We start from the raw sequence: 11,835 nt of genomic DNA, 5'->3' as shown, positions 1-11,835 counted from the left end.
TTTATTTTTTAGATTAATATGATTGAAAATATTGTTGTAATATGGTGATAAATACTGGTTTTTCATAAAAATATGCTAAGTTGTAGAGAGAGATTTTTAGCCTTGAACTTCTGTATGAAAAACGCATATCTAACAATTTTACTTATATTCTGCTCATCGGTAGCAATGGCAAATGATAATCAAGCCGTTGTAGCAACTGAAGATGACACAGCTGAAACAGAAAGTTCAAATACTATTCGTGTCGTAACTCGTCCCGAAATTGTTGGCCTATGGGGAATGCAGGTTGCCAATAATAAAAAATGCATTGAATATTATAATTTTAAAAGTAATAACAATGTCATCATAAAGAGTGGGCAAGAGTGGTCATCAGGTATTTATGATTATCAGCAATCCCAAGAGGAACGCACTTTGTTGCCTGCGCTGGTGTTGCAGGTAAAATATGACAATAATGAAAAAGATTGCTCGGGTCTTCAGGAAGATCAAACCGGCGAGATTTCTCAGTATTTTGTACAATGGAAAAATCCATCAACCATTAATTTTTGTAGTAATGAAAAAGCAGAACAATGTTTTGCGACATTACGCCGTGTTTTACCTTAAGCGCTAAAAACTAAGCTATAAAATTATAGATATAAAAAAACCGCTCATAAAGAGCGGTTTTTACATTTAAGACATCAGTATTAAGAAGCTTCTTTTTGCTGACCTTCTAATTTCTGAAGCAAATGCTTTTCAAGATAATGAATATCCATGGCTTGAGCACAGAAATTTTCATCTTTTAAGATTAAGTCTTTATGCAAAGGAATATTGGTTTTGATTCCAGTTAAGATCATCTCTTCTAAGGCTTGTTTCATACGCGCAATACAAGTTTTACGATCTTTACCATGCGCAATGAGTTTAGCAATCATTGAGTCATAGTAAGGTGGAATGCTGTAGCCCTGGTAGATGTGCGAATCTAAACGAATACCTGCACCACCTGGCGCATAATAATGCTCAATTTTCCCAGGAGAGGGCATGAAGTTGGTTGGATCTTCCGCATTAATACGGCATTCCATTGCATGACCATGACATTCAACATCGGCTTGTTCAATATCTAAACCAAGCCCGCCCGCAATGCGCAGTTGTTGTTCAATAATGTCGATACCAGTGACCATTTCAGTGACTGGATGCTCAACCTGAACACGAGTATTCATTTCAATGAAGAAGAACTCATCATCTTCAAATAAGAACTCGAATGTACCTGCACCACGGTATTGCATCATCTTACAGGCATTGACACATGCTTCTAAGATATCAGCGCGTGCCTGTTCCGGTAAGCCTGGAGCAGGTGCTTCTTCAAGCACTTTTTGATGGCGACGTTGTAAAGAACAGTCACGGTCAAAAAGGTGAATGGCATGACCATTACCATCTGCCAAAATCTGTACTTCAACATGACGCGGCTTTTGCAAGAAGCGTTCCATGTAGACAGTATCATCACCAAACCACATTTCTGCATCACGCTGTGCTGCCTGAACAGACTCAAGTAGCGTATCTACGCGTTCTACAATACGCATACCACGACCCCCACCACCTGACGCGGCTTTAACAATCAATGGGAAGCCAATTTCTTTCGCCTCAGCCAGTGCATTGTTGGTGGTTACTGCATGAGCCGAACCTGGAACCGTTGGAACACCGGCTTTACGCATTGCAGTAATGGCAGAAACTTTGTTCCCCATCAAGCGAATATGTTCTGGACGTGGGCCAATGAAGATAAAACCTGAATTTTCGACAATTTCCGCAAACTCGGCATTTTCAGACAAGAAGCCATAACCTGGATGGATGGCATCTGCACCGGTAATTTCAGCAGCAGTAATAATTGCTGGAATATTCAAGTAGCTTTCACTACTCGCGCCCGGACCAATACACACGGCTTCATCAACAAAGCGCAGGTGCATGAGGTCTTTATCGGCATCGGAATAAATGCCAACGGTTTTAATTCCTAAAGTTTTGCAAGCGCGGGTAATGCGTAACGCAATTTCACCACGGTTTGCAATTAACACCTTTTGCAACATTTATAAATCCCCGTGGTTTTAAGCGCGATAGCGGAAAAGTGCTTGACCGAATTGAATGACTTCACCATTTTTCACTAGAATTTCTTCAACGACACCGCTTTGAGTGGCTTCAATCGGGTTCATGATTTTCATGGCTTCAATGATGCCTAAAGTGTCGCCTGCAGAGATCGTTTGGCCCACTTTAACAAATGGTGGTTCACCAGGGCTTTGTGCAGAATAGAACACGCCAACCATCGGTGAAGCTTCTACAGCACCACGTGGAGTTTTTGCAACAGGTGCCGCTGCTGGAGCCGCAGTCATGGTTGGAACGCCTGCCGCAACCACTGGATTGCGACGAGTTAAGGCGATGGATTGATCACCTTCTTTAACTTCTATCGCTTGTAAGTCAGATTCAATCATCAGGTCGATGAGTTTCTTGATTTTACGGATATCCATGAGACAGTATTCCTAATTATGATTGCGTAGAAAGTTGAATTTTTTCGATGGCATAATTCAGTGCAGCGGCATAGCCCTGAGCACCTAAACCGCAAATTACGCCAACGGCTTTATCGGACAGATATGAATGATGTCTAAATGCTTCGCGAGCATGCACATTCGATAAATGAACCTCAATAAACGGGATTGCGACACCTAGAAGGGCGTCACGTACTGCAACAGAGGTATGGGTCAATGCAGCAGGGTTGATAATGATGAACTGAACGCCTTCTTGTTGGGCTTGATGAATTCGGTCCACAATTGCACCTTCCCAATTACTTTGGAAAGTATCTAATGAAAGAGATGAATTTTGAGCTTGAGCGATGAGCTTCTGATTAATATCTTCTAGGGTGAGATGTCCATAAACTTCAGGTTCTCGCTTTCCTAACAAATTTAGATTCGGTCCATGAATAACCAAAATGGTCGAGCTCATTCAGCTTGCTCCAATTATAAGTTTGCAAATCTACCTTGCAAGATGTCAGCAAAGTTTGCGTATTATGGCATGTATTTCCACATTTTTATTATGAACTGTTTTAATCAATGTGAAAGCTACGTGTCAAAACTGAGCTATATAATGAAAACTTTGCAAGGAATTGGCAATGTTAAAAAATGACATTTTTTATAATTATTACTATTTTTTACATTGTAAACTGAATTGACCAAAACAGTTCATTTATTTTGTGTAACAGCTAGGCCTGAATAATGGATAGTCAGAAGTTCTTGCCAGCAGGTGGTATAACGTGGAGATCGGTGGTGCTGTTTCATTTGCCATGCTGGGCTGGTGGAATGATAACCGACTTGTATACAATCTGAACCGTAACGTTGCTTCATTTTCAATAAAATTTTCATCAAATCATCACGCTGTTGAATCAGTTGCAAGGGTTGCCATAAGTCATGCATATGCTGTTGCTTAGAAGACAGCGCCGTAAACATCACTTCAACTTTGACATATTTTTTATTTTCTTTAAATAAAACATTTACTTGCTTTAATGCTGTGTGATTTAAAGTCAGTAAATCATCGGTGGCATATTCAAGTCCTAGTGCATGGGAAGTACCCTTTTTATAGGGGGGATTGGGTATTTTTTCATACAGTGAAACATGCACACACGCGCAAAGTTGCTGCTGTGTAGTTAAGCGTTTATGAGCACGGTTTACATGAAAAGTAACGGCTTGCTTTAAGATGGACTTTTCGCTTAAAACTGAAGCAAAGCTGCGGGATGAAAGTATCCTTTTTGAGGGGATTGCAGGGTCATCCAAGGCAATGCAGGATTGACCTTTTAGCTCACGAATAGTACGTGCAATGACCACCGAGAACTGCTTGGCAAGATGGTGTTCATTGGCAAAAGTTAAGTCATAGCTATTATAAATTTCATAATCTTCAAGTTGCTTGCTTATTTTGCGACCAATTCCCCAAACATCGGCTACAGGTGTTTCTTGAAGTAAGCTTTCATAACTGCATAAATCTAAGTCAGGCAAGAAACAGAACGATTTAAAACCGGTTCTTTTTTTCGCAAAATGATTCGCTAGTTTTGCTCTGTAAGTCAGAAAGTATACAGCAGGGTAAACCAATCCATTGATCAATGGTGCTGATCAACTCCCGGCAATATTGTTCAATGTCGATGCTTTTTGCATAAGGCGTTAAGCGGATAAAGCATTCATCAATCGAATAAGGCTCAAGATCATCTATATGGAAGTATTGCTGTAAGATTAGAAAAAAGCGCCGTGACATATCTCCATATAACGCATAATTACTGGAAAATACTTTTACACCTGCCTGCAAAGCCTCTTTCTCAATTTCATACCATGGAACAGCCATCCCGATGTTTAAAGCTTTGGCTTCATTACTGCGAGAGACTACACAACCATCGTTATTGGAGAGTACAACCACTGGTTTCTCATTCAGTTGCGGGTCAAATACGCGCTCACAGCTGACATAACAATTATACCTAAGAAGGACGTAGGTATGGACATGCTTAACCAATATTATTTTTAATCTTGATTTTGTAACATTATCAAGTCAAGAATAAAGAGATATTTAAAAAAACTCAAATCAAAAATTTGAGAATAATCAATAGGGCATTAGATGAGGAGGTTTAACCTCATGTAAGCTTGAGTGTAATTACAGTTAATAGCGTAAAGTTAGGCGAGAGTTATTTGCTAGAAATCAATAAATTAATATTTTGAATATTACAATGAATTAAGTCGATACAGTTTGGGGGTTGGTGAAATGGAAATATCCGCTAGATTAGTAAGAGTCGTAATTAGTACGGCATATCCCTAACAACTAAAGGATGGATATGGAAATGGCTAATCAACAACAACCAAATCAGCAAAATGACAATCAACGTCAACAACAGCAAAACAACCCACAAAGTGACAAGCAACAACAGCAACAAACGGGTAAACAACAGCAGCAACCCAATCAACAACAGCAAAAAAATCCTCAGCAACGCTAAGGGTTAAACAAAAAGCCTCAAGATCATCTTGAGGCTTTTGTCTAGCTATAGCTGCTTGATATTTTGCGGCAATAAGAAATTTACTATTTTATATTTAAGAGAGTCTTTCTATTTATAACGAAAAGACCCGTTTTATTGAACTTATATAATTTCATTATCGTAATTTTTTTAAAATACAGGTCACAACCCCCCAAATAATCAACTCATCTTCACTACCTAAATAAATATCTGGATATTCCGGATTTTCTGCTTTTAACCAAATCTTAGGTTGACTATTGTTTTGCTTCTCTTTCATCAGTCGTTTTACCGTGAACTCATTATTGATTAAAGCTAAAACGATGTCCCCGTGTTCTGCGTTTAAGCTACGATCAACTAAAATCTGGTCATCTATATCTATCCCTGCATTTTTCATCGACAAAGAATTCACCCTCAATACAAATGTACTCAGTGGGTTATGGATTAAATATTCATTTAAGTCGATAAAGTTTTCTGTGTAATCTTGAGCAGGAGAGGGAAAACCTGCAGCAACCGACTCCAGCGGATAAGCAATATCTATCTGGGTGCGAATTTGAATAGGGTGGAGTTCAATATTTTTAATGCGATCATCTTCAGGCTTCGGCTGTAACCAGGCTTTAATTTCTGCTACTTTGGACTCGGGAACACGCATAACCACCGTTTTTTCTTGATACTGGGTTTTTCGCCCTGCATTTCTACGTCTGCCGCCGTGGCTATATGCTGTTATCGTTGGATCTTTAGCTTTCATTATTGTTTCTTGAATTTGTAACTTTTTCAAGCTTAGCAAAAAATACAGAAAATAAAAAGATTGCCTACATATTTATGATCTAGGATAAAATGCACTATTCAGCTCAATTTACCAAGGTATAAGCCATGAACCAGAAATCACCCTTAGAAGAATTAATCGCAGAACAAAAGCTATTGTGTGAAGAATTTGATTCTGCTTATATCAAAGTGAGCGGTGATGATGTTATTGCAGTTGCGATAGATACATTAAATCAAGAACCGATTGTCGGAATTCGTAAAAAGCCTGAGACAGAAGAAAATGTCGCTTGGTTTATCTATGGTGGAGAGCTAGGAGAGGGCGAAGATTTTTTTCAAACCCTCACTGTTCGAGAATTACAGGATATTTTGCCGGAAGTGCTTCCGTACTTGGCTTTGGCTGAAGGCTTCCGTTTTATGATTGATCGTGAAGATTATGAAGATGTATGGAAAGAAGGCCAAGATTAAGTAAAAAGTAAGCTGTTCAAATTGATGATATGAGCCACTAAATAAGTGGCTTTTAATTTTTAGCCTCAGGATCTGAAAGTAACAATGTTTTAAATAATGATTAAGACGCTAATAAATAATTTCTTGAATCGTTAAAGCGATTCTAATAAGTTCCTTAATCGCTAGGAATGACACAGCGTGATTAAATTTTGCATTTATTAATCCACAGATTACATTTCTATGTTGGTGTATAAATAGACAATTATTGGTACTATGTTAATATTAGATAGAAATATACCTTGTGTAACGGGAGTTGTTCGATGACAGCTTATACCATCATGAAAGCAGGCAAATATGAGGATGACATGATTCCTAAACTTGCTATACATGCATTTCGTCATGCCTTTAACAAAGCATGCTCGGTAGCGACGGTCGTTTATGCAAAAGAACATCAGCTGCTGCAACGCGAAGTTAATGGACATGAAACCGTGATTCGTGACTTGTCTAAGGCTTATGTCACAGTTGATCATCTTCCTAAAGTTCTAAAACGCAAGAGAAAACAAGAGGCAGCTGTATAACTGAATGCCTCAACCAAGAATAAGGATGTTTGCCGGTCCCAACGGATCTGGAAAGAGTACAGTCAAAGAATATCTATTGCCCCATCACATTGGGGCTTATTTAAATGCCGATGAATTAGAACAGAATCTTAACACGAGTCATCAGCTAGATTTAACGACTTATCATCCCACTCTAAAATCACAAAATCTCATTGCTTTTCTAAAACAGAAAAAACGTCCGAATGCTGGACAGTTGGTTGCTTTGCTAACAAGTGAGCCTATTCTATTAGAGGATGGGAACATTCTGTTTGATCCATCAGAAATAGATTCCTATCTCTGTGCACGTATTATTGATTATATTCGCTTGGAATTTTTACGCTTAAAGATTAGTTTTACTTTTGAAACGGTGATGTCTCATATTTCTAAAGTGGAATTTCTACAAGCAGCAAAGCGACAGGGTTTTAAAACTTATTTGTATTATGTATCGACTGTTGATCCGATGATTAATATTGCCCGAGTTAAATATCGGGTCAGCGTAGGTGGACATCCTGTACCTGAACAAAAGATTGTGGAACGCTATTACCGGAGTATGGATTTACTCATGCAGGCGGTAGATGCGAGTGATCGAACCTATTTGTTTGATAACTCTTCCAATGGTGAAAAGGCTGCATTTATTGCAGAGATCCAATCTGCAGAAACTTTAAAAATGAATCCTGATGTTCAAAACTTGCCTTGGTGGTTTGCAGACAAAGTTCTGAAAAATTTTACTGAAGAATAAAAGATTATATAAAAGTTATATCAACGATATCTTAAATACTTTTTATGTCCGATTACTCTATTGCTGCCATGTTTATGGGTATGTTGATTCAGCGCCAATTGATGGAAAGAAATTTATGATACAACATCCACAAGTGCAGCATTTTGTTGATCAGCAGACCAACACCTTTAGTGATGTCGTGCCAGATTCTATAAGTCAGCGCTGTGCAATTATCGTTAGCGTTTTAGATTACGCTGCGCCGTCTGCGACAACTAAGACCACACAGGCCGATTTAATTATTAACTATATACATCAAAATAGCCTAAGCGTAGAGTAGATTTTAGAAACACATATTCATGTAGACCATATCACTGCATCACAATATCTAAAAGAACAATTGGGCGACACAATCGCTATGAGCAAAAATATTGGGATTGTAGAGGAAACTTTTAGTGCAATTTATAATCTAGACAGTAAGCACTTTAATGCTAACCAAACATTTGATCATCTATTTAAAGATGGGGGAGCAGTTCAAAATTGGTGAATTGGCAGCCTATAACATCCCGACTCGGATATACGCCTGTATGTTTAAGCTATGTCATTGGAGATGCTGTATTTGTAGGAGATACTTTATTTATGCCAGATTATGGTACGGCACATTGTGATTTTCCTAAGGGCAGTGCAGCGAATTTATTTGATTCTGTCAAAAAACTATATCAATTAGATGAAAATATGCGAATTTTCCTCTGTCATGATTATTTGCCTGAAAGTCGGCTTGAATACAGTTAGTTGTCAAAGCAGTATTCAAACGCAAAAGAACAGCAATATTCACATTAATGTTCAAACAATAAAAGCTGAATTGATAGAGATGCGAAACCGCCGTGATGCAACATTGTCTATGCCGAAACTAATTTTACCGGCAATTCAGATCAATATGGGGATGGGGGTAGATTTCCTGAACCTGAAGCAAACGGAATTCGTTATTTAAAATTACCACTCAACTATTTTAAATAAGATGAGCGATAGAGCAGAATTTTAACAATCAAGCGTCATTCATAGTGTCTAAGACGATATTAAACATAAACCTGATGACTTTTGATCTATTTTTAAAATAGATCTTTTGTTCCCATATAAATTGATTATTTTAAACCGCCACTGAAGACATCAAAATAAAATAAAGAGTCCGAAATTACCTATCTAAAAATAGCCTAAGCAAAATTACATATTTAAAATGGCAATTGATTAAATACCTATTATCATCAAAAATAACTCAACCTAACAATGTAATCAAAAAAAATTATGATTTTAAATTATCAAATTCATCTTAATGAAATCCGTTCAGAAAAAATACCTCTCGTATTCATTCATGGTTTATTTGGGAGTTTAAGTAATCTTGGCATGTTGGCGCGTGCATTTTATCAATCACATTCGGTCATTCAAATTGATGTACGTAATCATGGGCATTCGCCCCATTCGGCTGAAATAAATTACGCAGTTATGGCAATGGATATTTTAGAAACAGTGGATGCTTTGAATATTCAAAAATTCTCTGTGATTGGCCATTCTATGGGTGGCAAAATTGCGATGCAATTAGCGAATAGCGCAGGGGAGCGCCTAGAACAATTGGTCGTTCTGGATATGACTCCATTTGCATATAAAGAAAGTCATCATGATCAAATCTTTAAAGCCTTATTTGCTGTACAAAATGCTCATGTTAAACACCGAGAACAAGCAACTCAAATCATGCGTGAACATTTAGATGAAGAAATGGTGATCCAGTTTTTAATGAAGTCATTTAGCCAAGGGCAGTGGCTCTTTAATGTCGATGCATTATTTAACCATTACCCGGATATTATCAATTGGACTGCGATTCAGCCTTGGCAAAAAGAAACCCTCTTTATTCGTGGCGGTAAATCTGCATATATAAGTAAAGATGAGCATTTTGATGCAATCAAAATGCAATTTCCTAATGCCAATCTTAAAGTGATAGAAGATGCAGGACATTGGTTACATGCAGAAAAGACCCAACAAGTTGTGGATGAAATTAATCAATATTTAAAGTTAAATTAAAGTATTCATTAGAAGCTCTAATGAAAAATTAGGCTTCTAATGTAAATAATTAATTTATATTAGTTACCAATAACTGTCCTTCAGAAGTTAATTGCGTAGCCATTTCAGCAGTTTTTCTGAGTCCGGGCATACGATACTCTGTATGCCCATAATCCTGAATCGACTTCCAACGACCGCCCCAAGTTAAGCCAAGCGATTCTGCAACTTCCCCATATAATTGATAGCCTTGCATTGCCCATGGATCACGTTCAGAAATAATAACTTTGCCATTTTTTTTAAATGCAACATCGGCAGCCAAACCAAATTGGTGATAACTTTGAAAACCTCTGGCACGGGTAATATTACTATTTCTAGCTAAAGTATTCTGACGTTCTGGACTGCGATAGCCCTCTAATAAAATCATTTCATAACCATGACGTTCTTGCATGATTTTAAATACCATCAGTAAACGCTGTTTATAACGCGGATTTATTTTATGCCATTTACGATCAGCCGATGCAAAATCTGCATGTGAATATTGCATCGACAGATCTGCAGCATTTGGCTTAAATACCTCTGTCTGAATATTTGGCTGAGTAGATTCGATATTTGTCGCAGTAATAATAGCTTCTTCGATCAATGATTCTTCCACTTCTGCTGGTGGCGAAAGCATTTGTCCCTCTAGCAAAGCATAAATTTGAGGATCTACTTCTATTAAATAATTTGCTTCAATCATGCTAGGATTAACCGGTCGTGTAAAAGTGAAAATCAATATACTGGCAAACAGAAAAAATCCGGCAACCAGAATCCACCATTGTTGCAAATGCCAATGCGACTGGATCTGTTTAGGCGAAGCAGCATGATTCAACTGTAGAGCAAATTTCTTGGCAGAATGAAATTGTTTTTTACCTTGAGGAATAACACCTAAGAAAAATTGTTGTGTTTTATCCCGAAACTCATAAGAAGATAGCAGTGCGAGGCTACAGGAAACCAAGATAAAACCAATAAATATAGCAATGATCATGGAGACACGGCGGTTTCTTTGGTTACTAGGGGCGTTTTATTTAGGCTTTTTGCCCTAGGTTTAGCTTGATCCTGATGTAGAAGTACCTTACTTAAATCATCATTTTGGGATTGGGGGAAATCAACGCGATGTTCCTCATCTGGTACAAATTGATTGGTTTGAATATCGGGCTGAATGACACGAGTTTCTAGCTCTAAAACTGCCTGCTTGTTTTCTAAAAAACCTGATTCAGTCTGGCTTATATTTGCAGATACCAAACTACGCATAATTGCATTGTGAATTAAAGTATTTAAATAAATATAGCTCACCATAGAGCTAAAAATAACTCCAGTACAAAAGCCTAAACCCCCATAGAATGCCGCTGGATGATGTATTTTTTTTGAAGGCTTTAAGGTTTTTAAAGAAGTCTGTTTTTCGTTCGCCATTTTTTATTTTCTTATGGTAAATGGATGATGATATATGCCTGTTCAGCAGGTGGACTAATAATGTTTTGGTAAGCTGTTAAGGATTTATTATTTTGATTTGAAAGCATGAAATTTAAACCAATAAATGACAATAAGGCAAAGCTTGCTAAAAAGATTAAAATCCAGAAAAATGGTAATTCACGGTGAATAATATGTTTAATCTGATCGGGCAAGGCTGCAAATGGAGAAAAAGAGGTTTTTTTACCTTTTAAAAAGTCAATTTCATCTCCAATACGTGCCACCAGATGAGTTAAATTCTGTATAGACTCAATCCTGAATTTTCCATGAAAACCCAACAGCATACAATAATGAAAGACTTCCAGTGCCGCGAGTCGTTCTTTACCGTGAATACGAAGGGATTCTAAAATTTCAAAAAAACGATAGCCCGCAAGTTGCGAACCAAAAAGGCTTAATTGTAATGGACTAATTATCCAGTGATTCTGCAACTCGAAAAACTGTGCATCTTGTTGTGTGACAATGGTTTCATCCAGTAATGCACAATAAGCATATTTGGCATCATGAATATCATTTGCTGAAAATTGAAGTTTTAGCGCCTGATTTTCAAAGTGGTTTAACAGATTCAATATTTTTTCACGAAATTCATCTGCATTGGCTGGGACATATTGGTTCTTTAATAGAAATACAATATAAAAACCGTCATGTAGTAAATCGACAAGATTCGTTGCACTGATGGCTTTAGCGTGAGTTGTAGTTGGGTTCAAACCCATCCCAATTTGGCCATTCTCAAAGAGTGAAGGGGTAGGATTATTTATAGTCATTGTAAT

General features: G+C 37.6%; 13 protein-coding genes and 2 pseudogenes. 7 read left to right on the top strand and 8 right to left on the bottom strand.

Annotated elements, in window-relative coordinates:
* Positions 1–114 precede the first annotated feature (114 nt).
* Complete coding sequence (locus tag E0H80_RS08110; RefSeq protein WP_131364785.1) at positions 115–597, top strand: hypothetical protein; 483 nt, start codon at positions 115–117, stop codon at positions 595–597.
* 80 nt (positions 598–677) lie between these two features.
* On the opposite strand, the gene accC is transcribed toward E0H80_RS08110, so the two are convergent.
* The 4 genes and pseudogenes from accC to E0H80_RS08090 form a co-directional block, all read right to left on the bottom strand.
* Positions 678–2,045, bottom strand: coding sequence for an acetyl-CoA carboxylase biotin carboxylase subunit (gene accC, locus E0H80_RS08105; RefSeq protein WP_131364783.1), 1,368 nt, complete (start codon positions 2,043–2,045; stop codon positions 678–680).
* A gap of 18 nt (positions 2,046–2,063) precedes the next feature.
* On the bottom strand, positions 2,064–2,480 hold the full coding sequence (gene accB, locus E0H80_RS08100) for an acetyl-CoA carboxylase biotin carboxyl carrier protein (protein ID WP_131364781.1): 417 nt from the start codon (positions 2,478–2,480) through the stop codon (positions 2,064–2,066).
* A gap of 16 nt (positions 2,481–2,496) precedes the next feature.
* Positions 2,497–2,952 carry a type II 3-dehydroquinate dehydratase gene (gene aroQ, locus E0H80_RS08095; RefSeq protein ID WP_131364779.1) on the bottom strand — a complete coding sequence of 152 codons (456 nt, stop codon included), beginning with the start codon at positions 2,950–2,952 and terminating at the stop codon, positions 2,497–2,499.
* Between the two features lie 236 nt (positions 2,953–3,188).
* Positions 3,189–4,503, bottom strand: a pseudogene (locus E0H80_RS08090) (Y-family DNA polymerase).
* Between the two features lie 319 nt (positions 4,504–4,822).
* Here E0H80_RS08090 and E0H80_RS16615 point away from each other — a divergent pair.
* Positions 4,823–4,975: a hypothetical protein gene (locus E0H80_RS16615; RefSeq protein WP_165494290.1), complete on the top strand. Its 153-nt coding sequence runs from the start codon at positions 4,823–4,825 to the stop codon at positions 4,973–4,975.
* 154 nt (positions 4,976–5,129) lie between these two features.
* Here the strand turns inward: E0H80_RS16615 and E0H80_RS08085 are convergent, their stop codons facing one another.
* Positions 5,130–5,738 (bottom strand): LexA family protein, encoded by a 609-nt coding sequence (locus E0H80_RS08085; protein WP_131364777.1) that lies wholly within the window; start codon positions 5,736–5,738, stop codon positions 5,130–5,132.
* Positions 5,739–5,863: 125 nt separating this feature from the next.
* Here E0H80_RS08085 and E0H80_RS08080 point away from each other — a divergent pair, with 125 nt between their 5' ends.
* The 5 genes and pseudogenes from E0H80_RS08080 (at position 5,864) to E0H80_RS08060 (ending at position 9,583) form a co-directional block, all read left to right on the top strand.
* Positions 5,864–6,220, top strand: a complete 357-nt coding sequence (locus tag E0H80_RS08080; protein ID WP_131364775.1) for a hypothetical protein — start codon at positions 5,864–5,866, stop codon at positions 6,218–6,220.
* 299 nt (positions 6,221–6,519) lie between these two features.
* Positions 6,520–6,777: a hypothetical protein gene (locus E0H80_RS08075; RefSeq protein WP_131364773.1), complete on the top strand. Its 258-nt coding sequence runs from the start codon at positions 6,520–6,522 to the stop codon at positions 6,775–6,777.
* A gap of 4 nt (positions 6,778–6,781) precedes the next feature.
* Positions 6,782–7,534: a zeta toxin gene (locus E0H80_RS08070; RefSeq protein WP_131364771.1), complete on the top strand. Its 753-nt coding sequence runs from the start codon at positions 6,782–6,784 to the stop codon at positions 7,532–7,534.
* A gap of 115 nt (positions 7,535–7,649) precedes the next feature.
* Positions 7,650–8,527 (top strand): annotated as a pseudogene (locus E0H80_RS08065) (MBL fold metallo-hydrolase).
* A 285-nt stretch (positions 8,528–8,812) separates the two neighbouring features.
* Positions 8,813–9,583 carry an alpha/beta fold hydrolase gene (locus E0H80_RS08060; protein WP_131364770.1) on the top strand — a complete coding sequence of 257 codons (771 nt, stop codon included), beginning with the start codon at positions 8,813–8,815 and terminating at the stop codon, positions 9,581–9,583.
* A gap of 49 nt (positions 9,584–9,632) precedes the next feature.
* On the opposite strand, the gene E0H80_RS08055 is transcribed toward E0H80_RS08060, so the two are convergent.
* Genes E0H80_RS08055 through E0H80_RS08045 form a run of 3 tightly spaced genes read right to left on the bottom strand, consistent with a single transcriptional unit; the run spans position 9,633 to position 11,829 of the window.
* Positions 9,633–10,586, bottom strand: a complete 954-nt coding sequence (locus E0H80_RS08055; RefSeq protein WP_131364768.1) for a M15 family metallopeptidase — start codon at positions 10,584–10,586, stop codon at positions 9,633–9,635.
* A complete protein-coding gene (locus tag E0H80_RS08050) occupies positions 10,583–11,011 on the bottom strand; it encodes a hypothetical protein (protein WP_131364766.1) in 429 nt (142 codons plus the stop codon). Before E0H80_RS08050 ends, E0H80_RS08055 begins: the two co-directional genes overlap by 4 nt.
* 11 nt (positions 11,012–11,022) lie before the next feature.
* Positions 11,023–11,829, bottom strand: coding sequence for a DotU family type IV/VI secretion system protein (locus E0H80_RS08045; protein WP_131364764.1), 807 nt, complete (start codon positions 11,827–11,829; stop codon positions 11,023–11,025).
* Between the last annotated feature and the right edge of the window lie 6 nt (positions 11,830–11,835).

The sequence above is a fragment of the Acinetobacter sp. ANC 4779 genome, from assembly GCF_004331055.1.
In the GTDB taxonomy this organism is placed as follows: Bacteria; Pseudomonadota; Gammaproteobacteria; order Pseudomonadales; family Moraxellaceae; genus Acinetobacter.
This window is presented reverse-complemented; position numbering and strand designations above follow the sequence as displayed.